At 64.0% G+C, this 21,645-nt stretch carries 15 protein-coding genes and 1 pseudogene; 3 read left to right on the top strand and 13 right to left on the bottom strand.

The features are described from left to right. Positions 1 to 96: 96 nt before the first annotated feature. The 4 genes from HU735_RS04780 to HU735_RS04765 are packed head-to-tail and all read right to left on the bottom strand — an operon-like array spanning position 97 to position 5,982. Complete coding sequence (locus HU735_RS04780; protein ID WP_186712620.1) at positions 97 to 3,114, bottom strand: sarcosine oxidase subunit alpha; 3,018 nt, start codon at positions 3,112 to 3,114, stop codon at positions 97 to 99. After that, positions 3,111 to 3,446, bottom strand: coding sequence for a sarcosine oxidase subunit delta (locus HU735_RS04775; RefSeq protein ID WP_028688435.1), 336 nt, complete (start codon positions 3,444 to 3,446; stop codon positions 3,111 to 3,113). Before HU735_RS04775 ends, HU735_RS04780 begins: the two co-directional genes overlap by 4 nt. A gap of 16 nt (positions 3,447 to 3,462) precedes the next feature. Continuing rightward, a complete protein-coding gene (locus HU735_RS04770; protein WP_110735299.1) occupies positions 3,463 to 4,713 on the bottom strand; it encodes a sarcosine oxidase subunit beta family protein in 1,251 nt (416 codons plus the stop codon). A gap of 15 nt (positions 4,714 to 4,728) precedes the next feature. Next, positions 4,729 to 5,982: a serine hydroxymethyltransferase gene (locus tag HU735_RS04765; RefSeq protein WP_186712619.1), complete on the bottom strand. Its 1,254-nt coding sequence runs from the start codon at positions 5,980 to 5,982 to the stop codon at positions 4,729 to 4,731. A gap of 296 nt (positions 5,983 to 6,278) precedes the next feature. On the opposite strand from HU735_RS04765, the gene HU735_RS04760 reads away from it, so the two are divergent. Then, positions 6,279 to 7,319: a low specificity L-threonine aldolase gene (locus tag HU735_RS04760; protein WP_186712618.1), complete on the top strand. Its 1,041-nt coding sequence runs from the start codon at positions 6,279 to 6,281 to the stop codon at positions 7,317 to 7,319. A gap of 78 nt (positions 7,320 to 7,397) precedes the next feature. On the opposite strand, the gene HU735_RS04755 is transcribed toward HU735_RS04760, so the two are convergent. The 3 genes from HU735_RS04755 to HU735_RS04745 form a co-directional block, all read right to left on the bottom strand. Then, on the bottom strand, positions 7,398 to 9,335 hold the full coding sequence (locus HU735_RS04755) for a methyl-accepting chemotaxis protein (RefSeq protein ID WP_186712617.1): 1,938 nt from the start codon (positions 9,333 to 9,335) through the stop codon (positions 7,398 to 7,400). A 135-nt stretch (positions 9,336 to 9,470) separates the two neighbouring features. After that, complete coding sequence (locus HU735_RS04750; RefSeq protein ID WP_028688439.1) at positions 9,471 to 9,773, bottom strand: cell division protein ZapA; 303 nt, start codon at positions 9,771 to 9,773, stop codon at positions 9,471 to 9,473. Continuing rightward, on the bottom strand, positions 9,770 to 10,000 hold the full coding sequence (locus HU735_RS04745) for a hypothetical protein (RefSeq protein WP_028688440.1): 231 nt from the start codon (positions 9,998 to 10,000) through the stop codon (positions 9,770 to 9,772). The genes HU735_RS04750 and HU735_RS04745 overlap by 4 nt, the downstream gene beginning before the upstream one ends. A gap of 277 nt (positions 10,001 to 10,277) precedes the next feature. Between HU735_RS04745 and HU735_RS04740 the strand changes: the two genes are divergently transcribed. Next, on the top strand, positions 10,278 to 11,903 hold the full coding sequence (locus HU735_RS04740) for a methyl-accepting chemotaxis protein (protein ID WP_186712616.1): 1,626 nt from the start codon (positions 10,278 to 10,280) through the stop codon (positions 11,901 to 11,903). 93 nt (positions 11,904 to 11,996) lie between these two features. On the opposite strand, the gene gbcB is transcribed toward HU735_RS04740, so the two are convergent. Beyond that, positions 11,997 to 13,097: a glycine-betaine demethylase subunit GbcB gene (gene gbcB, locus HU735_RS04735; protein WP_050703446.1), complete on the bottom strand. Its 1,101-nt coding sequence runs from the start codon at positions 13,095 to 13,097 to the stop codon at positions 11,997 to 11,999. 297 nt (positions 13,098 to 13,394) lie between these two features. Between gbcB and gbcA the strand changes: the two genes are divergently transcribed. Next, positions 13,395 to 14,687, top strand: a complete 1,293-nt coding sequence (gene gbcA / locus HU735_RS04730) for a glycine-betaine demethylase subunit GbcA (RefSeq protein WP_186712615.1) — start codon at positions 13,395 to 13,397, stop codon at positions 14,685 to 14,687. A 709-nt stretch (positions 14,688 to 15,396) separates the two neighbouring features. Here the strand turns inward: gbcA and HU735_RS27020 are convergent. The 5 genes and pseudogenes from HU735_RS27020 to dgcB form a co-directional block, all read right to left on the bottom strand. Then, positions 15,397 to 15,636 (bottom strand): annotated as a pseudogene (locus tag HU735_RS27020) (RHS repeat-associated core domain-containing protein); the annotation flags it as partial. Positions 15,637 to 15,866: 230 nt separating this feature from the next. After that, the gene (locus HU735_RS04720) at positions 15,867 to 16,778 is read right to left on the bottom strand and encodes an RHS repeat-associated core domain-containing protein (protein ID WP_238349754.1); all 912 of its coding nucleotides are present in this window, start codon (positions 16,776 to 16,778) and stop codon (positions 15,867 to 15,869) included. An 815-nt stretch (positions 16,779 to 17,593) separates the two neighbouring features. Then, on the bottom strand, positions 17,594 to 18,364 hold the full coding sequence (locus HU735_RS04715) for an electron transfer flavoprotein subunit beta (RefSeq protein WP_186712612.1): 771 nt from the start codon (positions 18,362 to 18,364) through the stop codon (positions 17,594 to 17,596). 11 nt (positions 18,365 to 18,375) lie between these two features. After that, the gene (locus HU735_RS04710; protein WP_186712611.1) at positions 18,376 to 19,608 is read right to left on the bottom strand and encodes an electron transfer flavoprotein subunit alpha/FixB family protein; all 1,233 of its coding nucleotides are present in this window, start codon (positions 19,606 to 19,608) and stop codon (positions 18,376 to 18,378) included. Beyond that, the gene (gene dgcB, locus HU735_RS04705) at positions 19,608 to 21,560 is read right to left on the bottom strand and encodes a dimethylglycine demethylation protein DgcB (RefSeq protein WP_186712610.1); all 1,953 of its coding nucleotides are present in this window, start codon (positions 21,558 to 21,560) and stop codon (positions 19,608 to 19,610) included. Before dgcB ends, HU735_RS04710 begins: the two co-directional genes overlap by 1 nt. Positions 21,561 to 21,645: the final 85 nt, after the last annotated feature.

Here is a 21,645-nt window from a genome sequence, read left to right as displayed (position 1 = left end):
CCTCGTGGGAGCGGGCTTGCCCCGCGATAGCGGCATCAAGGCCACCATCGCATCGCGGGGCCAGCCCGCTCCCACAAAGATCGCGTCATCCTGATATCAAACGTTCTGCCGCTCGCCCTTCGGATCGAAGAACACCGAAGACACGATCTCGGCCTCGATCACGCTGCCGTCGGCCTGGGGCGAATACACCCGCTCGCCCAGGCGCTTGAGACCGCCCTTGACCACACCCATGGCGAACGAATAGCCCAGGGAGTTGGCCGCGTAGCTGGAGGTGACGTGGCCGACCATGTCCATCGGGATCGGCTGTTTCGGATCGAACACCAGCTGGGCGCCTTCCGGCAGCCACACGTTCGGGTCCACAGGCTTGAGGCCCACCAGCTGCTTGCGGTTCTCGCGCACGGTGTCCTCGCGGTTCATGCCACGCAGGCCGATCCACGAGAACGGCTTGTTGCGGCCCACGCACCAGCTCATGTTGAGGTCGTCCGGGGTCATCGAGCCGTCGGTGTCCTGGCCGACGATGATGAAGCCCTTCTCGGCGCGCAGTACGTGCATGGTCTCGGTGCCGTACGGGGTCAGGTTGTACTTCTTGCCCGCCTCGACGATCTGCTCCAGCACGCCCATGGCGTAGTTGGCCTGGACGTTGATCTCGTACGACAGCTCGCCGGTGAACGAGATACGGAACACCCGCGCCGGCACGCCGCCGACCAGGCCTTCCTTCCAGCTCATGAACGGGAAGCCTTCCTTGTCCAGGTCGATGTCGCTGACCTCGGCCAGCAGCTTGCGGCTGTTGGGGCCGGACAGGGTCATGGTCGCCCAGTGGTCGGTGACCGAGGTGAAGTACACCTTCATCTCCGGCCATTCGGTCTGGTGGTACAGCTCCAGCCACTGCAGCACGCGGGCGGCGCCGCCGGTGGTGGTGGTCATGATGAAGTGGTTGTCGCCGACGCAGGCGGTCACGCCGTCGTCGAAGACCATGCCGTCTTCCTTGCACATCAGGCCGTAGCGGGCCTTGCCCACGTCGAGCTTGGTCCAGGCATTGGTGTAGATGCGGTTGAGGAACTCGCGGGCGTCCGCGCCCTGGATATCGATCTTGCCCAGGGTCGAGGCGTCCAGCAGGCCGACGCTGTCACGCACGGCCTTGCACTCGCGGGCCACGGCGGTGTGGATATCTTCGCCGGGCTTGGGGAAGTACCACGGGCGCTTCCACTGGCCGACGTCCTCGAACTCGGCGCCGTTCTTGATGTGCCAGGCATGCAGGGCGGTGAAGCGCACCGGCTCGAACAGGTGGCCGCAGTGGCGGCCAGCCACCGCGCCGAAGGTCACCGGCGTGTAGTTGGGGCGGAACATGGTGGTGCCCATTTCCGGGATGCCTATTCCGAGCGAACGGGCGGCGATGGCCAGGCCGTTGATGTTGCCCAGCTTGCCCTGGTCGGTGCCGAAGCCCAGGGCGGTGTAGCGCTTGACGTGTTCGACCGACTCGAAGCCTTCGCGGGTGGCCAGCTCGATGGCGGCGGCGGTGACGTCGTTCTGCTGGTCGACGAACTGCTTCGGCGCACGGGCGGTGCCCTTGTCGTGGGGCACCTGGAACAGCGCCACGGTGGCCTCTTCCTTGCGTGCCAGGGTTTTCGGCAAGGTGCCGGCGCTGGCCTTGAAGCCGGCCTCGGTGGCGGCACGTACGCCGCCTTCAAAGCCGTCGGCGATCACATCGCCCAGGGCGTAGACGCCATTCACGCCACCGACGCACACGCGCTTCTGCGGCGCATCGCCCGGCACGAAGCCGAGGATATCTTCACGCCAGAGCGGGCGACCGCCCAGGTGCGAGGCCAGATGGACCACCGGGCTGTAGCCGCCGGAGGTGGCGATCAGGTCGCACTCGAGGGTTTCGCCAGGGCTGGTGACCTTGTGCGCCTGCACATCAATGGCGGCCACGCGGGCGCCGGTGACCTGTTTGCTGCCCTTGGCCTCGATCACGGCGCTGGAGGTGAGAATACGGATACCTTTGGCGCGGGCCTCTTCGACCAGCGAGCCACGCGGGTTGTGGCGGGCATCAGCGATGGCGACCACTTGCAGGCCGGCATCGTGCCAGTCCAGCGCGCAACGGTAGGCGTGGTCATTGTTGGTCGACAGCACCAGCTTGCGGCCCGGAGCCACGCCGTAACGGCGCACATAAGTCGAGACCGCGCCAGCCAACATGTTGCCCGGCAGGTCGTTGTTGCCATACACCAGCGGACGCTCGTGGGCGCCGGCAGCCAGCACCACACGATTGGCCCGTACACGGTGCACGCGTTGGCGTACCTGGCCGATGGGCGCACGGTCGCCGAGGTGGTCGGTGAGGCGCTCGTGGATGGTCAGGAAGTTGTGGTCGTGATAGCCGTTGACGGTGCTGCGTGGCAGCAAGGTGACTTCCGGCAACGACTCCAGCTCGGCGACGACGGCGTTGACCCAATCGGCGGCCGGTTTGCCATCGAGGGTTTCGCGGCTGTCGAGCAAGGTGCCGCCGAACTCTTCCTGCTCATCGGCCAGGATCACCCGAGCACCGCTACGGGCAGCAGCCAGCGCGGCGGCCAGGCCGGCAGGGCCGGCGCCGACGATCAGCACGTCGCAGTGCTGGTTCATGTAGTCGTAGCTGTCCGGGTCGTTCTGCAGCGGCGCACGGCCGAGGCCCGCCGCCTTGCGGATGTACTTCTCGTAGGTCATCCAGAACGACTTGGGGTACATGAAGGTCTTGTAGTAGAACCCGGGCGGCATCATGTTGCCGCCGACCTTGCCGATGATGCCCATCATGTCGTTGTTGACGTTCGGCCAGCCGTTGGTGCTGGTGGCCACCAGGCCTGCATACAGGGCCTGCTGGGTGGCGCGCACGTTGGGGATCTGGGTGGCTTCGCTGGAACCGATCTGCAGGATCGCGTTCGGCTCTTCGGTGCCGGCGGCGATGATCCCGCGGGGACGCGAGTACTTGAAGCTGCGCCCGACGATGTCGACGCCGTTGGCCAGCAGCGCGGCGGCCAGGGTGTCACCGGCATAGCCCTGGTAGGTCTTGCCGTTGAAGCTGAAGTTCAGCACCTTGCTGCGGTCGATACGGCCGCCGCTGGCGAGGCGATAGGTCTGGCTCATACTTTTTCCCCTTGGCCCTTGGCGGTCGCTGGCGCGGTGCTCTGTTTCGAGGCGGCGGTGACCTGAGGCTTCTCGCCGATCTTGTAGGTTTCCAGGATCTCGTAGGTCACGGTGTCGCGGGTGACGTTGAAGTACTGGCGACAGCCGGCGACGTGGTCCCACAGCTCATGGTGGATGCCGCGCGGGTTGTCACGGAAGAACATGTAGGTGCCCCACTCCTCGTCGGAGCAGGCGTTCGGGTCCAGCGGGCGGGCGATGTGCGCCTGGCCTGATGCGTGGAATTCTTCCTCGGAGCGCAGCTCGCCGCAGTGGGGACAGAAGATTTGCAACATGACGGTTGTCTCCGGGTCAGTGGGCGACGGCAGCGGCGCCGTGTTCGTCGATCAGCGCGCCGTTGTAGAAACGGTCGATGGAGAAAGGCGCGGCCAGCGGGTGCATCTCGCCCTTGGCCAGGCTCGCGGCGAACACGTTGCCCGAGCCCGGGGTGGCCTTGAAGCCGCCGGTGCCCCAGCCGCAGTTGAAGAACATGTTCTTCACCGGGGTCTTGGAAATGATCGGGCAGGCATCCGGCGTGGTGTCGACGATGCCGCCCCACTGGCGGTTCATGCGCACGCGGGAGAGGATCGGGAACATCTCGACGATCGCCTGCAGGGTGTGCTCGATGACCGGGTAGGAGCCGCGCTGGCCGTAGCCGACCCAACCGTCGATACCGGCACCGATCACCAGGTCGCCCTTGTCGGACTGGCTGATGTAGCCATGCACCGCGTTGGACATGATCACGCTGTCGATGATCGGTTTGATCGGCTCCGATACCAGTGCCTGCAACGGGTGCGATTCCAGCGGCAGGCGGAAGCCCGCCAACTTGGCCATGTGGCCGGAGTTGCCGGCGGTGACCACGCCGACGCGCTTGGCGCCGATGAAGCCCTTGTTGGTTTCAACGCCGATCACGGCGCCATTCTCTTTACGGAAGCCAATCACCTCGGTCTGCTGGATCAGGTCCACGCCCAGGGCGTCGGCGGCACGGGCAAAGCCCCAGGCCACGGCGTCGTGACGGGCCACGCCGCCACGGCGCTGCACGGTGGCGCCGAGGATCGGGTAGCGGGTGTTCTTCGAGCAGTCCAGGTACGGGATCTCGGCCGCGACCTGCTCGGTGCGGATCAGCTCGCCGTCGACGCCGTTGAGGCGGTTGGCGTTGACCCGGCGCTCGGAGTCGCGGATGTCCTGCAGGGTATGGCACAGGTTGTAGACGCCGCGCTGGGAGAACATCACGTTGTAGTTGATGTCCTGGGACAGCCCCTCCCACAGTTTCATGGCGTGTTCATACAGATGCGCCGACTCGTCCCACAGGTAGTTGGAACGCACGATGGTGGTGTTGCGGGCGGTGTTGCCGCCGCCCAGGTAGCCCTTCTCGACCACCGCCACGTTGGTGATGCCGTGCTCCTTGGCCAGATAGTAGGCCGTGGCCAGGCCATGGCCGCCACCGCCGACGATAACCACGTCGTAGACCTTCTTCGGCGTCGGCGTGCGCCACATGCGCTGCCAGTTCTCGTGGTGGCTGAGGGAGTGCTTGAAGAGGCCGAAGCCCGAGTAACGTTGCATGGTGTTCTGCTCCACTCAGCGGTAGACCGGGAAGTCGGCGCACAGCGCGGCGACGTTCTTGGCCACATCGGCCTCGACATCGGCGTCGCCCAGGTTGTCCAGCACATCGCAGATCCAGCCGGCCAGCGCCACGCACTGGGCGACCTTGAAGCCGCGGGTTGTGACGGCCGGGGTGCCGATGCGCAGGCCCGAGGTGACGAACGGCGACTGCGGGTCGTTGGGCACGGCGTTCTTGTTGACGGTGATATGGGCGCGACCGAGGGCGGCGTCGGCGTCCTTGCCGGTCAGGCCCTGGCGGATCAGGCTGACCAGGAACAGGTGGTTGTCGGTGCCGCCGGAGACCACGTCGTAGCCGCGGTCGACGAACACCTGGGCCATGGCCTGGGCGTTTTCGATGACTTGCTTCTGGTAGGCCTTGAAGCCAGGCTCCAACGCTTCCTTGAAGCACACCGCCTTGGCGGCGATCACGTGCATCAGCGGGCCGCCCTGGGCGCCGGGGAACACGGCGGCGTTGAGCTTCTTCTCGATCTCTTCGTTGCTCTTGGCCAGGATCAGGCCGCCACGCGGACCGCGCAGGGTCTTGTGGGTGGTGGTGGTGACCACGTCGGCAAAGGGGATCGGGTTCGGGTACAGGCCGGCGGCGACCAGGCCGGCGACGTGGGCCATGTCGACGAACAGCAGCGCGCCGACTTTGTCGGCGATCTGGCGGAAACGTGGAAAATCGAGGGTCTTCGAGTAGGCCGAGAAGCCGGCGACGATCATCTTCGGCTTGTGCTCGACAGCCAGGCGCTCGACTTCGTCGTAGTCGATCAGGCCGGTGTTGGTGTCGATGCCGTACTGCACGGCGTTGTACAGCTTGCCCGAGGACGACACCTTGGCGCCGTGGGTCAGGTGGCCGCCGTGGGCCAGGCTCATGCCCAGGATGGTATCGCCAGCCTGCAGCAGGGCGAGGTACACGGCGCCGTTGGCCGAGGAGCCGGAGTGCGGCTGGACGTTGGCGTAGTCGGCGCCGAACAGCTGCTTGGCGCGCTCGATGGCCAGCGCCTCGACCTTGTCCACATGCTCGCAGCCGCCGTAGTAGCGCTTGCCCGGGTAGCCTTCGGCGTACTTGTTGGTCAGGCCGCTGCCCTGGGCCTGCATCACGCGCTTGCTGGTGTAGTTCTCCGAGGCGATCAGCTCGATGTGATCTTCCTGGCGCTGCTCCTCGGCATTCATCGCCGCCAGCAGTGCGTCGTCATAACCCTGGATCTGGTCTTGCTTGCTGAACATCGTGTATCTCCCGGCAGCGATCGTTTCTTGTCTGGTGAGGGTTTTCCCACCCTTTGCAGCGATGGTATGACCGGGCACCGGGGCACAGATGCCTGCGCGCGCCTTGCAATGGCGCGTTTACGACATTGCTCAGGTCGCAGTGGAAGGTAGCGTGGGAGCGGGCTTGACCCGCGATGGCCTCATCCCGGGGCAAGCCCGCTCCCACGAGACCGCATCCAGTTCAAACAGCCTGTATAGGCAACCGCCAAAACGATGGTTTAGAGTGCGTTCCTGCGTCGTACAAAAGGACAGACGTCATGACAGACAACAACCAACAATTCGCCAGCGACAACTACTCCGGCATCTGCCCCGAAGCCTGGGCCGCGATGGAAAAGGCCAACCAGGGCCACGAGCGCGCCTACGGCGACGACCAGTGGACCGAACGCGCCTCGGAATACTTCCGCAAGCTGTTCGAGACCGACTGCGAGGTGTTCTTCGCCTTCAACGGCACCGCCGCCAACTCCTTGGCCCTGGCCTCGCTGTGCCAGAGCTACCACAGCGTGATCTGCTCCGAGACCGCCCACGTCGAGACCGACGAATGCGGCGCGCCGGAGTTCTTCTCCAACGGCTCCAAGCTGCTGACCGCCGCCAGCGTCAACGGCAAGCTGACGCCTGAGTCGATCCGCGAAGTGGCGCTCAAGCGCCAGGACATCCACTACCCCAAGCCGCGCGTGGTGACCATCACCCAGGCCACCGAGGTGGGCACGGTGTATCGCCCCGACGAGCTCAAGGCGATCAGCGCCACCTGCAAGGATCTGGGCCTGAACCTGCACATGGATGGCGCACGGTTCACCAATGCCTGCGCGTTCCTCGGCTGCTCGCCGGCCGAGCTGACCTGGAAGGCCGGGGTTGATGTGCTGTGCTTTGGCGGCACCAAGAACGGCATGGCGGTCGGTGAGGCGATCCTGTTCTTCAACCGCGACCTGGCCGAGGACTTCGACTACCGCTGCAAGCAGGCCGGGCAATTGGCGTCGAAGATGCGTTTCCTGTCGGCGCCTTGGGTTGGTCTGCTCGAAGACGGTGCGTGGATGCGCCACGGCAAGCATGCCAACCACTGCGCGCAATTGCTGGCGTCGCTGGTGAGCGATCTGCCGGAAGTCGAGCGGATGTTCCCGGTGGAGGCCAACGGGGTGTTCCTGCAGATGCCGGAGCATGCGCTGGAAGTACTGCGCAACAAGGGGTGGCGTTTCTACACCTTCATTGGCAGCGGTGGGGCGCGGTTCATGTGTTCGTGGGATACCCAGGAAGCCCGGGTGCGTGAGCTGGCGGCGGATATCCGCGCCATCTTTGCTGCCTGATATATCGTCATCGCGGGGCAAGCCCGCTCCCACGAGCATTCCAAGCCTCTTGTGGGAGCGGGCTTGCCCCGCGATCAGCTAGAGGCGGAACCCACCCATCTGCCGCGCCAGGTCATCGGCCAGCCCACGCAACGCCTGGCATTCGTCGCGACACCCCTGCACTTCGCTGGCTGTCTGCCGCGCCAGATCGGAAATCCCCTGCACCGTCCGGTTGATCTCCTCGGTCACCGCCGATTGCTCCTCGGTCGCCGTGGCCACCTGCTCGTTCATGCCGCTGATGCGCTCGACCTGATCGGTGATCGCCCCCAGCGAAGCCCCTGTACGCTGGCTCGACTCGACCCCGTTACCGGTCGCCTGCTGCCCCGCCTGCATCGACGCCACGGCGGTGCCCGCACCCTGCTTGAGACGGTGGATCATCTGCTGCACCTCGTCGGTGGACACCTGGGTCCGCCGCGCCAGGGTCCGTACCTCATCGGCCACCACGGCGAAGCCCCGGCCCATCTCGCCGGCCCGCGCCGCTTCGATGGCGGCGTTGAGCGCCAGCAGGTTGGTCTGCTCGGAAATACTGCGGATCACCGCCAGCACTTCATCGATCGAGGCAACCTCGTCGGCCAGCTGCGTCACCGCCTCGGCGGCGCGACCGATCTCCCCGGACATGCCTTCGATGTTGTGGATGGAGCGGCGCACCACCTCCCGCGCCTGCAGCGCCTCGTCGCGCGCCGACTGCGAGGCATGGGCGGCGGTGCCCGCGTTCTGGGCGATGTCCTGCACGGTCAGGCCCATCTCGTGCACGGCGGTGGCGACCATCTCGGTCATCTCCTGCTGACGGCCCGAGCGCTCGGCGGTGTTGTCCACCACCTGGGTCACCTGCTCCACCGACAGGTGCAGGCGCTCGGTGGTGCGCAGCACTTCGCCGATCAGGCCGCGCTGGCTGTCGAGGAAACGGTTGAAGCCACGGGCCAGGTCGCCCAGTTCGTCCTGGCGCGAATCGTCCAGGCGATGACTGAGATCCCCCGCCCCCCCGCCGATCTGCACCAATGCGGCGGTGACCTGGCGAATGGGGCGTACCAGCCCACGCGCCAACAGCACCACCAGCAATAACGACAGCAGCGCCACACCGCCGCCGATCAGGCAGGTCTGCCAGATGGCCTGGCGGGCCTGGGCGTAGATCTCAGCCTCCGGCACCTCAGCCACCAGGGTCCAGTTCAGGTCTCGCAGGGGCAGGCCTAGGGCCAGGTAGTCCTCGCCATCACGCTGGAAACGGCTGCTGCGCAGGCCTTCACCGCCCACTAGCACGGTCTTGGCCGCCTCGACGTCCAACTGCTCGGCAAGTTGGCGCTTACCACTGAACTGCTGGTCGGGGTGGACTTGGATCAGGCCGTCATTGCGCACCAGGAACACTTTGCCGTGCTCGCCGAAACTGAAGTCGTGGATCAGCTTCGACAGCTCGGTCATGCGCAGGCCCATGCCGGCCACGCCGACCAGCTGGCCGTCCTTCTCGACCCGGTAGTCGATGAACAGCGCCAGCTCGCCGGTGGAGCCGTCGATATCGATGTTGATCAGGCGCTCGGCACCGCTGTCGATGTAGCCGTAGAACCACTTGTCCTTGGGATTGGCGCGGCTGAGGGTGCGGTCCAGGCCCTTCTCGTTGTAGTAGTGGCCGGTAACGGTCGAGGCGAACAGGGTGGTGAAGGCGTGGTTACGCTGCTTGGCCGCGTCCAGGTATTCGATGAAGCGGGGCAGCTCGGCTGGAGATTCACCGGCGGCCAGCCAGTCACGCAGGAGGGTGTTGCCGGCAATGTCCGCCGCCGCCACCAGCGGCTGGCCGAGCATGCGCTCGATATCGTTGCGAATGGCCTCGACGCTGGCCGGCAACGCCGTGTCCACCAGGTAGCGCTCGGTCAGGCGGTTGAGCGCCATCGTGTAGATCGCCACCACCACCAGGATGCTCGCCAACAGGGCGGCGCCCATGCTTGCGATCAGTTGCCACTGGATACTCCGCCGCCAGATGCGCATGTTCCACTCCCCGATAATTATTGTTTTTCGGGAAGTGTATACACTTAAGTATCCAGTTGTTCCAGTGATCCGCGACACAACGGTCGCCCTCGTCGCGGGGCAAGCCTGCTCCCAATCGCCGCGCGATGGCGTCAGTCAGACGTCGGAGACAGCCTTGCTGATGGCATCGACCGTGGCGTCGATCTGCGCCTGGGTGCGCTCGAGGGTGCGGTCGTGTTCGCGCTGCAGTTCGATCTGCTTGGAGCACAGGTTCAGGGCGGCCAGCACCAGCAGCTTGTCACCGATCAGGGTCGGGTAGTTGCGCTTGGTTTCGGCCAGCGCGACGTTGAGCATGCGCACGGCCTGGGAGAGGGTTTCTTCCTGGCCTTCGGGCGCCTTGAGCGAATAGTCGTTGCCCAGGATCGACACGACATTGACCGGCTGCGCTTGCAGTCTCATGCGTTCACGACACCTGCGCTGGCGCGCTCGACCAGGGCCTGGATGCGGGCGGCGGTGGCGCCGTGCTTCTCTTCCTGCTCCATCAGCGACAACTGCAGGCTGTCGTTCTCTTCCTTGGCCTGGGCCAGTTCCTGGCCGAGGCTGGCGTTCTGCTCGGCCAGTTGCGCGTTCTTGTGCATCAGGTCGCTGACCAGTTGCTCGAGTTGATTCAGGGAAGTTTCCAACATGCGTCTATCTCGGGTTGTTGCAAAGGGCGCACACGATAAGGAAAAACCGCCGCCCCCGCCATTAAATATCGGATTCAAAAGGTGTTTGCCTGGTTCAGGTTGACCCAGGATCGGCCCCCTTGTTCCGACCTGGATCAACCGCTGGTCAGGAAAATAGTTAGCTGCCTCACAATTTTTGCATGACGGACTCAAGACTGGCCGGTCACGACCGATAGGCAGGCAGGTCTTCTTCCGTCGCATGGATCGCGGCACCTCTTCTGCCTTGGGAACTGCCTCCATGTCCTTACGCAATATGAATATCGCGCCGCGCGCGCTGCTCGGGTTCGCCGTGATCGGCCTGCTGATGCTGGGCCTCGGTGTGTTCTCGCTGATCCAGATGGGCAACATCCGCCAGGCCGGGGTGACCATCGAGGAAATCAGCGTGCCCAGCATCAAGACCCTCGACGAGCTGACCGCGCTCAACCTGCGCCTGCGCACCCTGTCCTACCGCCTGCTGCTCAACCGCGAGCCGGCCACCCAGCAGGACACCCTGCGCCTGCTCGACGAGCGCAACGCGCAGATCGACAAGGCCCGCCGCGCCTACGAGCCGCTGGTAACCGCCGCCGACGAGAAAGCCGCCTTCGACCAGTATGGCCTGCTACTCAACCAGTACCGCCAGCTCGAGGCGCGCATGCGCACGCTGAGCCAGGCCGGCGATCTGGACGCCCTGCGCGACCTGCTCAACCGCGACCTGCTGGACAACTCCGAGCAGATCAACAAGATCATGGACACCCTGGTACGCATCAACACCGACCAGACCAGCGCCACCAACGCCCAGGCCGCCGCGCAGTACAGCGGCGCCTTCGGCCTGGTGATCAGCCTGCTGGTGGCCGCCACGGTGCTGACCCTGCTGTTCGCCTTCCTGCTCACCCGCAGTATCGTCAAGCCCATCGATGAGGCGCTGAAGTCCGCCGAGCAGATCGCCGAAGGCGACCTCACCCACCACATTGATGCCGAGGGCACCGACGAAGCCGCGCGCCTGCTCAAGGCCATGGCCAAGATGCAGGACAAGCTGCGCGACACCCTGCAGCTGATCGCCGGCTCCGCCACCCAGCTGGCCTCCGCCGCCGAAGAGCTGAACAGCGTCACCGACGAAAGCGCCCGTGGCCTGCAGCAGCAGAACAACGAGATCGAGCAGGCCGCCACCGCCGTCACCGAGATGACCAGCGCGGTCGAGGAAGTGGCGCGCAACGCGGTAAGCACCTCCGAGGCCTCCAGCGAAGCCAGCCGTTCGGCCGGCGATGGCCGTGACCTGGTGATGGAGACCGTGGGCGCCATCGAGCGCATGAGCGGCGACGTGCAGTCCACCGCCAAGCTGATCACCCACCTGGCCGAGCAGTCCCGCGATATCGGCAAGGTACTGGATGTGATCCGCGGCCTGGCCGACCAGACCAACCTGCTGGCGCTCAACGCCGCCATCGAGGCCGCCCGCGCCGGCGAGGCCGGTCGTGGCTTCGCCGTGGTCGCCGACGAGGTGCGCGCACTGGCGCATCGCACCCAGCAGTCCACCAGCGAGATCGAGCGGATGATCGGCAGCATCCAGGGCGGCACCGAGCAGGCCGTGGATTCGATGCGCACCAGCACCGAACGCGCCGAGTCGACCCTGAACATCGCCCGTGGCGCGGGCCTGGCGCTTGATACCATCGCCGGCGCGGTGGCGCAGATCAACGAGCGCAACCTGGTGATCGCCAGTGCCGCCGAAGAGCAGGCCCAGGTCGCCCGTGAAGTGGACCGCAACCTGGTGAACATCAACGACCTGTCGGTGCAGAGTGCCACTGGGGCGCATCAGACCAGCGCGGCGAGTGCCGAGCTGTCGCGGCTGGCAGTGGACCTCAGTGGCCTGGTAGCGCGGTTCCGTACCTGACCGTCAACACCATCGCGGGGCAAGCCCGCTCCCACGCCAAACCTGGATCTGGCGTGGGAGCGGGCTTGCCCCGCGATGCTTTGCAGTGCCAGATCAATACTCGATCCGCACATCACCCTTCGGCACGCTGCAGCACGACAGGATGTAGCCCTCGGCCTCATCCTCTTCGGTAATCCCGCCGTTGTGCTCCATCTCCACCTCACCGCCGAGCTTGAGCACCTTGCAGGTGCCGCAGATGCCCATGCCGCAGGCCTTGGGAATCATCAGCCCGACCTTGGCCGCCGCCGCATGCACGGTCTCGCCCGGGGCCACGCGGATGCTCTTGTCGCTGCCGACGAACTCCACCAGGTTGAGGTCGGCCACATCCACTTCCGGCGCATCGGCAGCCGCCTCGGCATGCTCCACCGCGTCGGCCTTGGCCTCAGGCGGCGTCGCGCCGAACGATTCCTCGTGATAGTTCTTCATGTCGAAGCCGACCGCCTCGAGCATGCGCTTGACCGCGCTCATGTACGGCGTCGGGCCGCAGCAGAAGATCACGCGCTCCAGGTAGTCCGGGGCGATCAGCTCCATCAGCCGCTGGTTCAGGTAGCCGCGATAACCCGCCCACGGCTCGCCCAGCCCGTGCTTCTCGCAAATGATGTGCAGGCTGAAGTTGGGGATGCGCGAGGCCATCTGCTCCAGCTCGCGGTGGTAGATGATGTCCTTCGGCGAGCGGGCGCTGTGCACGAAGACCATGTCGACGTTGGCGTTGGTGTCGTAGAACCAGCGGGCCATGGACATCACCGGGGTGATGCCGACGCCGCCCGAGAGGTACAGCACCTTGCCCGCCGGAAAGTCGATGGCGTTGAACAACCCCACCGGCCCGTGCACGGGCAGCTCAGCGCCCTCGTGCATGGTGTCGTGGAGGAAGTTCGACACCAGCCCGCCCGGCACGCGCTTGACCGTGATGGAGAAGCTGTAGGGCACCGACGGCGAGCTGGAGATGGTGTACGAGCGCATCACAGGCTTGCCTTCGATCTCCAGCTCCAGGGTGACGAACTGCCCGGGCTTGAAGAAGAACATGATCGGCTGGTCGGCCATGAAGCAGAAGGTGCGCACGTCCCAGGTTTCCTGGATGACCTTGACGCAACGCACGATGTGGCGGCCATTGGCCCAGGTCTGGGTGGTAACCGGATTGAGGAAGGTATCGGACATGTTCATCTCCAGCAGCCGACTGTCGGCCATTCTTATGGCTCCGATAATGCGCAAGCGCACCGCGCCGTACATTCCCATCCGCGACATCGGCGTGCTTATCGCGACCAGCCCCGCGCTACAAGGGCTGGCGCGTCGGAATTCGATGCGGCCATGTCGCCCGTGGATATGGTCCTTTCCCGGCCCGGACGCACACTCCTCGGCAAAACAACAGGCTGTTTATCGCGAACAACAGCCTTGCGGCACTACAACAACGATTAGCCACTTCAGCCGGCCGCACGCGGCCCCGAGGACCACACGATGGACGTCACCGCAACCCTGAGCCTGGGCGATCCACTGGAACCTGCACGCAAGGCTACCGCCGAGATGCTGCAGACCCGCGAGCGCACCTACTCGCTGCCGCAACCGTTCTACTGCGACGAGCGCCTGTTCCAGATCGACATGCAGGAGATCTTCCACAAGGAGTGGCTGATTGCCGGCATGGTTTGCGAGATCCCGACCAAGGGCAACTACATCACCCTGCAGATCGGCAAGAACCCGATCATCGTGATTCGCGGTGCTGAAGGTAAGGTGCATGCCTTCCACAACGTCTGCCGCCACCGCGGCTCGCGCCTGTGCGTCAGCGACAAAGGCAAGGTGGCCAAGCTGGTCTGCCACTACCATCAGTGGACCTACGAGCTCGACGGTCGCCTGCTGTTCGCCGGCACCGAGATGGGCGCCGACTTCGACATGAACCAGTACGGCCTCAAGCCCGTGAACGTGAAGGTGGCCGGTGGCTACATCTTCATCAGCCTGGCCGAGAACCCGCCGGCCATCGATGAGTTCCTGGCAACGCTGGACCACTACATGGAACCCTACGACATGGAGAACACCAAGGTGGCGGTGCAGACCACCTTGATGGAGAAGGCCAACTGGAAGCTGGTGCTGGAGAACAACCGCGAGTGCTACCACTGCAGCGGCTCGCACCCGGAGCTGTTGAAGACGCTGCTGGAGTGGGACGACACCAACGACCCTCGCGCCAGCCAGGAATTCAAGGATCACGTCGCCGCCTCGGCCGCCGCCTGGGAAGCCGAAAAGATTCCATACCTGCACAAGAGCCACGGCCTGCGTAACCGCATCGTGCGCATGCCGCTGCTCAAGGGCACCGTGTCGATGACCATGGACGGCAAGCAGGCCTGCCAGAAGCTGATGGGCCGCATCAAGAACCCGGACCTCGGCTCGATGCGCATCCTGCACCTGCCGCATTCGTGGAACCACTGCATGGGCGACCACATGATCGTGTTCACCGTGTGGCCGATCAGCGCCCAGGAGACCATGGTCACCACCAAGTGGCTGGTGCACAAGGATGCGGTGGAGGGCGTCGATTACAACCCCGAGGACATGCGCAAGGTGTGGGACGCCACCAACGATCAGGATCGGCGGCTGGCGGAGGAGAACCAACGCGGCATCAACTCCACGGCGTATCAGCCGGGGCCTTACTCGAAGACCTATGAGTTTGGGGTGGTGAACTTCATCGACTGGTATAGCCAGCGGCTGTTGAACAATCTGGGGGCGGAGCCGGCGGCTTATCTGAGGGAAGTGCAGGCCCAGTAAACTGCATGGTGTTATTAATCAAAGGGCTGCAATGCAGCCCTTTTTTATTCTGCCCATAGACAAACCAAGAAATACATTCGTGCGAGATATACAGCAGTCAATCACTGTGATCGTGATTGGTTTCCCTGCGAACAATAGTATTCTTGTTACCAGGAAAGAACCTGTCGCTCAAAGCAAACGGAGTCGGAGGTGGGGTATCAGGTGGAGTGCGAGACGAATCAGATTCAGAGTCGCTCGAAGATCCGCTGCCTCGATACCTAAGCCCATCAGGCCAACCAGAAGAAGCACTCGAAGAAGCGTCCGAATCAATATTGATTGATACGCTGCCACCCTTAACGCTGGAGGGCGTTACGGGATCTGTCGGTGCAGCTGGCAATCCACCTATCAGAACTCCAAGTGTTTTCCTCGCCTTTCTGAATGACTCTTTTCCAGAGGTCGAAATTGCCTTGACCACCCTCGCCCCACTGGCGGTGGCACCGATGCCGGTAAACGCCACCTCCGCTACCGTGAGCGCATCTTTGGCTGGCCCAGGAGGAACGAACTGCTTCGCTACCTTGGTTAGCCCTCCTCCTACCCCCCCCGTAATCATTCCTCTAGCAACGCCAAGGTCGAAGCTGGTTTCGGGGGTTTTCCCGAAAATCGCCCAACTCACTGTAGCAGCATTACTTAGCGCCCCGGCGTAAGGCCCTAGCATGGTCGCAGTCGCTATCACATGGCCGCTAGGATCACGTCGATTGACCGGGTCCCCCGCGCAGTACGCATAGGCATTGAGTCCCCCGCCACCAAAAGGGCTCCACGAATCCGCACTGAGAAAGCGCATGAGCTTGGTGCTGTAGACGCGATAACTGCCCAGCACATAGCCACACAGTGCTTGCTCAAATGGCTGGCCGGTGAAGCCCAGTGCCGTGGGGAACGACGCTGGCGACCTTTGTCCATATGGCGTGTAGGCCGCGGCCAAGCTGTCAGCGGAGCCCTTTGCCAGGCAAGGACTTTGCAACCTGTCGCTCGCCAGTAGCGTTTGCGTAGCCATTCGACGCACCTTTATTGGGGTGTTTGTGCTTAATCTAACAATCTGATGAGGTAAGCGAACCTGGTAAAAATGTCAGGTCATCTGGCTGCTCATATCTACCTGGATAGTTGGCAAGCCTGCACAGGATGGCAAATAATTGTTTGAGAAAATTAAAGAGTGCTAGCCGCAGATTGCAAATTATTGATCAAACTTTCCAGCTCACGAACATCCGCCACTTGATCATTGGCATGAGTTACTGACCTCGTGGTAGGACTGGTAGGGAGAGGACTACTCGCGTCCACCGTTCGCTGAAGCACTCCACCCGCGAACACCCCAGCAATTTTTTGTTTAGAACTTTGGGTGGAACCGCTGGATGATGTACTGCTAGCAGAGGGCGTTGGGGGTGGAATCAACTCACTCGATGGTGACGCGCTGCCAGCCCTTGAAATATTTGACGCATGCCTCTGTGCGCCCGGCCGATTACGCCACATGCTTCTGAGGCCATCCCCCGTGGCTACCGTGCCTCCAATGTTCATCAAGACGACGCCGGAAGTCGCAATAGCAGACCCGGAGGGTTGCCCCAGCGCTTCCATGCTGCGCCCGGCAGTATAAAGTCCGCCCCCAAGGACGCCGGTTACAACCGACCCCACGGATGTCCGGGAAAAAGGCTGTTTCAGCCACCAACTCGCGAACAGTACCCCAATACCGGACGCTGCTGGCAAGAAGCCCGCATAGTCATTCATCGCATCGGAAAATCCATACCCACCTGGTGTACTGGTTTCAAGCGGCAACAGGGTTGTATGGGGTCGAGGGCGCCGTCCACCGCGGTCATGCTTATTGACAGGGTCACCTAGGCAATAGGCATAGCAATTCACTCCGCCTCTCCCAAATGGACTCAACACATCAGCGGAGAGAAACCGCATCAACGACGGGCAAAAAACGCGGTGGCCATTACCCAACAGGTACCAACCCCGCTCGACTTCGCGAAGTTGGCCAGTGAACCCCGTTATCGAAGACCCTTCCGGCGCGGGGCGCAAGCCATAGGGTGTGTAGGCGACCGATAGTCGGCCTGACGAAGTCATGATCGAATGCGGGCTTTGCGACCTGTCTGTGGCGAGCAAACATTCCCTGGCCATGTGCTTGAGCTCTATGGGCTGATTAGCGCCAAGCTAGCATTGCCGTTGTGTTGTGATAACTGACAAAAATGCCAGGTCTCCATGACCGGAAGTGCCTGATTGAAGGTTTTTATCCACAGCCCCTCAAGTAGACTGGACGACATAGTTTGAATGACAGGGATTTTTGGAATGGTCAAAAAACAACCAACCTCCTGTAGTCCTTTGAAAGCGAGGGGTTGAGACAAGACCAAACACGTTTTCCACAGATGGACCAACAGGGAATGTTGATAAGGCTGACCCAGAATCTTGCAGGCCTGTGGATAGCGTCATGAAGCGCTTACATTCCAGGACTTTAGCCACAATGACGAAGGATTGATCAAAAAACATACAACACTATCCAACCCAATGGATTCAATGCCTGTAGAGAAATCCAAACATGTTGTCCACAGGACCACCAACAGCGATTGTGAGCAACTTCGCTGGAACCTGGCACTGCGGTTGGGTTGTGCGTCTCACCGAACTGATCATTTTTTGATCTGCCCCCTGTAGGCCTTTAATTTCAATGCCTCTGGCAATGCACGAACATTTTATACACAGCCTGGCAAACAGATTCAGTGGGCAAGTGACGGCGCGGGTTCGAATCGATGTCAGCCGTGCTGGATTCCGAGGATAGTTATGCACAGGGATCAGCACGGCGATGGCGGAGCGCAAACTGAACTGGCCCAATGATTTTGGACACCGTCATCAGGCGTTATGAGCTTGTGGATAGTGGGTTCCGCAAGTCAGCGCAGGACACCCTCCTCCACCAGCAACTTCAGGATCGCCTCGGCGCCCTCCTGTGGCGACACATCCTTGAGCACCTTGCCGCCCCCGCCACTGGCCTTGGCCGTGGCGGCTTTCATGCGGTCCGCACCACTCTTGGCCTTGATCACCTTGAGCCGTTTGGGCCGTGGCCTGGCCGGTTGCAGGGCATCCTCGAGCAGTAGCGGATCCTCGATCAGCGCCACGTTGCGCGCCGCCAGTACACCACGCCGGGCCGGGCCGAACGCCGACTGCCGAGGCTTGGGCGCAGCGTTATCCACAGTCGCCAGCAACGGCAGGCGCACCTTCAGGCGGCGCCGTTGGCCCCGTGGCAGAGCCTGCAGCACCTGGGCGGTGCCGTTGTCGATGGATTCGACCTCGGCCAGCCCCACCACCAGCGGCCAACCCAGCTTCTCGGCCAGCAGGAATGGCAGCATCCCCGAGCCTTCGCCGGTTTCAGCCTGGCTGCCGGTCAGCACCAGCTGGGCGCCCGCATCACGCAGATAGTCGCCAAGCACGCCCAACACATCGGCGCCGGCAGGCTGTTCCAGCACATCCAGATGGTCCAGCCCCATGCCCAGGTAGGCACGCAGCGCCTCTTCGCGAGGATCGCCGGCATGCACCACCTGCAAGTTATCCCCAGCCAGTTGCAAGCCCAGCTCAACGGCGCGGGCATCCTGCTCGGCGCGGCGGGCGCGGCCGGAGCTTGGGTGGGCGCCGATCGAGACCAAGCTGATGACTTTCGTACTCATGCTCGCTGCCCCTATGCCGCGTCGCGCTGGCCGCCGCTGCGGAAGTTGTCCACAGCCTCGATCAGCGCCTTGAGAATCGCCGAGCTGTCGCCAATCACCGACAGGTCGGCCCGCTTGATCATGTCGCAGCCCGGGTCCATGTTGATCGCCACCACCTTGTCGCAGGCGCCGATGCCCTGCAGGTGCTGGATGGCGCCGGAGATACCCACAGCCACGTAGACCCGCGCCGTGACCCAGGTGCCGGTGGCGCCGACCTGGCGGTTGCGCGGCATGAAGCCGTCGTCCACCGCCACCCGCGAGGCGCCTTCAGTGGCGCCCAAGGCCGCCGTGGCCCGGTGGTACAGGTCCCAGTCCTTGACGCCGTTGCCGCCGGAGACGATGAACTCGGCCTCGGCCATGGCGATGGCGGCCGGGTCCACGGCCACCGAGCCCAGGTCTTCGATACGCGACAGGCTGCGCGCCACGCCTGTGGACAACTCCACCGGCAGCGCTTCGTGACGGGTTTCGCTGACCGGTTCGGCGCATTCGGCGGCGGCCAGGATCAACCGCGGCACGCTACGCTGGATATCCTGCTGGCCGGCACCGGCACGGCCGATGCACTGGCCATCCTTGATCTGCCACACCCGCGTCGCCGGGCGCTCGCCCAGTGCGGCGGCCAGGCGGCGGCCCAGTTCGCCGCCGCCAGTACGGCTGTCGGGCAACAGCCAGTGGCGCGGCGCGAACTGGTTATCCACAGCCCGCAAGCCCTGCACCAGTTGCTCCGGTGCATAACCAGCGAAGGCCTCGCCCTCGATGACCAGCAGCCGGTCGACGCCGGCTGTGGAAAAGTTGCTTTCCTTGTGCTCGCCAAAGACGATGGCCAGCACCGCGCCGTCGCTGCCGGCAAGGCTGTGGGCAAGGCCCAGCAGGTCGCGGTCGTGGCTGCCCAGGCGGCCACCGACCATGTCCGGCACCACGGCGATGTAGAAGGCAGGATCCGCCACCTGATGCAGTGGCAACTGCACTTCGGCGGCCGCGCTGCGTCGCCCGCCGACACCGGTGCCCTGCTGGACGCCGCTGCGGTCGATGCGCTTGAGGCCGCTGGGGCCAATGAAGCCGGCGGCGATCGCGTGCGGGTTCTTGCGGATGATCCCGTGCGGGCCCATCCAGCTCGTCTGTTGCGTCTGCATCGCCGCGTGCAGCGGGTGCAGGCGGTTACGGGCGATCCACTCGGCGCGTGGATCGCGGCGGATGATGTCGCTCATCAGTGCACCTCCGCAGGTTCACGTTTGGCAGCCTGCGACTTCGCGGTTGCAGGGGTTTGGTCTTCGATCAGCACATCAGCCACCAGCTCGGCCAGGTCCTTGATCTGCGGACGCGGTTCGACCACGCCCTCGAGCATCGCCGTGCACTGTGGGCAACCCACCGCCACCAGCTCGGCCTCGGTCTCGCGGATATCGTCCATGCGCATGTCGGGAATACGCTGCTTGCCGGGAATATCGGTGATCGGCGCACCGCCACCACCACCGCAGCAGCGTGAGCGGAAGCCCGAGCGCTGCATCTCGCGCACTTCGATACCCAGCGCCTTGAGCACTTCGCGCGGGGCTTCGTATTCGCCGTTGTAACGGCCCAGGTAGCACGGGTCGTGGTAGGTGACGCTGCCACCCTTGTGCTGGCCGAGGTTGAGCTTGTTCGCGGCGATCAGCTCGGCAATGTAGGTGCTGTGGTGCTGCACCTGGTATTCGCCGCCGAGAGCGCCGTACTCGTTCTTCAGCACATGGAAGCTGTGTGGGTCGCAGGTGACGATGCGCTGGAACTGGTACCTGGCCAGGGTCTGGATATTGCGTTTGGCCAGTTGCTGGAAGGTCGCCTCGTCGCCCAGGCGTCGGGCCACGTCACCGCTGTCGCGTTCTTCCAGGCCGAGCACGGCAAAGTCCACGCCCGAGGCCTTGAGCACTTTGACAAACGCGCGCAGGGTGCGCTGGTTGCGCATGTCGAAGGCACCGTCGCCGACCCAGAACAGCACCTCGGTGCGCTTCACCTCGGACAACAGCTTGAGGTTGAGGTCGGCCGCCCAGTTCATCCGCCCACCGGGGGCGAAGCCGCCGGGGTTGTCGGTGGCGATCAGGTTGTCCAGCACCTCGGCGCCCTTGTTCGGCGTGGCGCCCTTTTCCAGGGTCAGGTGGCGGCGCATGTCGACGATGGCATCGACGTGCTCGATCATCATCGGGCATTCCTCGACGCAAGCGCGGCAGGTGGTGCACGACCACAGCGTCTCGGCATCCACCAGGCCGTTGACGATCGGCTGGTGCGGATGGCCGCCATGCTCGCCGACCGGCTTGCCCGGGTAGGGGCTGCCAGCGAACTGCGCGTCGGTGCCACCGGCCAGGCCGATGACCATGTCCTGGATGAGTTTCTTCGGGTTCAGCGGCTGGCCGGCGGCGAACGCCGGGCACATGGCCTCGCATTTGCCGCACTGCACGCAAGCGTCGAAGCCGAGCAGTTGGTTCCAGGTGAAGTCGACCGGTTTCTCCACGCCCAGCGGTGCGTTGGGGTCTTCGAGGTCCAGCGGCTTGAGGCCGGTGGAGCGGCCACCGCCGAAGCGCTCGGCGCGGCGGTGCCAGGCCAGGTGCAGGGCACCGGCGAAAGCGTGTTTCATCGGGCCGCCCCAGGTCATGCCGAAGAACAGCTCGGACACGCCCCACAGCACACCGATGCCCAGCAAGGCGACCAGCACCCAGCCACCGGTCCCTTCCGGCAGGATGCCGGCAACCGGCAGCGTGGCGATGAAGAAGCTCGCCGCGAACATCAGCAGGCTCTTGGGCAGACGCATCCAAGGGCCCTTTGACAGGCGCGACGGTGGGTTCAGGCGGCGTTTGAAGACAAAGATCGCACCGCTGAACATGATCACCGTGGCCACCAGCAAGGCGTAGCCCAGGATCGTGCTGTGCAGGCCGAAGCCGTGCACCAGGATCGCCAGCACGGCCGACAGCACGAAGCCGCCTGCGGTGGCCACGTGGGTCTTGGACATGTACTTGTCGCGCTCGACCACATGGTGCAGGTCCACCAGGTAGCGCCGCGGCATGGCCAGCAGGCCTTTGATCAGGTCGACCTTGCTCGGTCGCCCGCGCCGCCACATGCGCACCCGGCGCAGGGCGCCGAGCACCGCCAGGCCGAGGGCGGTGAACAGCAGGATGGGTAAGAGGGTGTTCAACATGGGAGGCTCCCACAAACAGCTAGAATCCTGCGCCGCTCTCATGGGCGGCACCGACCCCTGTAGGAGCGGCCTTGTGTCGCGAAAG

Origin of the sequence: Pseudomonas sp. BW16M2 (genome assembly GCF_014268865.1) — a bacterium.
GTDB lineage: Bacteria > Pseudomonadota > Gammaproteobacteria > Pseudomonadales > Pseudomonadaceae > Aquipseudomonas > Aquipseudomonas peradeniyensis.
The sequence above is the reverse complement of the archived record's forward strand: the minus strand, read 5'-3'. Positions and strand labels throughout refer to the sequence as shown.

What these genes read in the sequence shown, in the direction of transcription:
- gbcA (WP_186712615.1), top strand. Translation starts at nt 13,395, where the DNA reads ATGGACGTCACCGCAACCCTGAGCCTGGGCGATCCACTGGAACCTGCA.
- HU735_RS04750 (WP_028688439.1), bottom strand. Translation starts at nt 9,773, where the DNA reads ATGAGACTGCAAGCGCAGCCGGTCAATGTCGTGTCGATCCTGGGCAAC.
- HU735_RS04755 (WP_186712617.1), bottom strand. Translation starts at nt 9,335, where the DNA reads ATGCGCATCTGGCGGCGGAGTATCCAGTGGCAACTGATCGCAAGCATG.
- gbcB (WP_050703446.1), bottom strand. Translation starts at nt 13,097, where the DNA reads ATGTCCGATACCTTCCTCAATCCGGTTACCACCCAGACCTGGGCCAAT.
- HU735_RS04780 (WP_186712620.1), bottom strand. Translation starts at nt 3,114, where the DNA reads ATGAGCCAGACCTATCGCCTCGCCAGCGGCGGCCGTATCGACCGCAGC.
- dgcB (WP_186712610.1), bottom strand. Translation starts at nt 21,560, where the DNA reads ATGTTGAACACCCTCTTACCCATCCTGCTGTTCACCGCCCTCGGCCTG.
- HU735_RS04720 (WP_238349754.1), bottom strand. Translation starts at nt 16,778, where the DNA reads ATGACTTCGTCAGGCCGACTATCGGTCGCCTACACACCCTATGGCTTG.
- HU735_RS04760 (WP_186712618.1), top strand. Translation starts at nt 6,279, where the DNA reads ATGACAGACAACAACCAACAATTCGCCAGCGACAACTACTCCGGCATC.
- HU735_RS04710 (WP_186712611.1), bottom strand. Translation starts at nt 19,608, where the DNA reads ATGAGCGACATCATCCGCCGCGATCCACGCGCCGAGTGGATCGCCCGT.
- HU735_RS04745 (WP_028688440.1), bottom strand. Translation starts at nt 10,000, where the DNA reads ATGTTGGAAACTTCCCTGAATCAACTCGAGCAACTGGTCAGCGACCTG.
- HU735_RS04765 (WP_186712619.1), bottom strand. Translation starts at nt 5,982, where the DNA reads ATGTTCAGCAAGCAAGACCAGATCCAGGGTTATGACGACGCACTGCTG.
- HU735_RS04775 (WP_028688435.1), bottom strand. Translation starts at nt 3,446, where the DNA reads ATGTTGCAAATCTTCTGTCCCCACTGCGGCGAGCTGCGCTCCGAGGAA.
- HU735_RS04740 (WP_186712616.1), top strand. Translation starts at nt 10,278, where the DNA reads ATGTCCTTACGCAATATGAATATCGCGCCGCGCGCGCTGCTCGGGTTC.
- HU735_RS04770 (WP_110735299.1), bottom strand. Translation starts at nt 4,713, where the DNA reads ATGCAACGTTACTCGGGCTTCGGCCTCTTCAAGCACTCCCTCAGCCAC.
- HU735_RS04715 (WP_186712612.1), bottom strand. Translation starts at nt 18,364, where the DNA reads ATGAGTACGAAAGTCATCAGCTTGGTCTCGATCGGCGCCCACCCAAGC.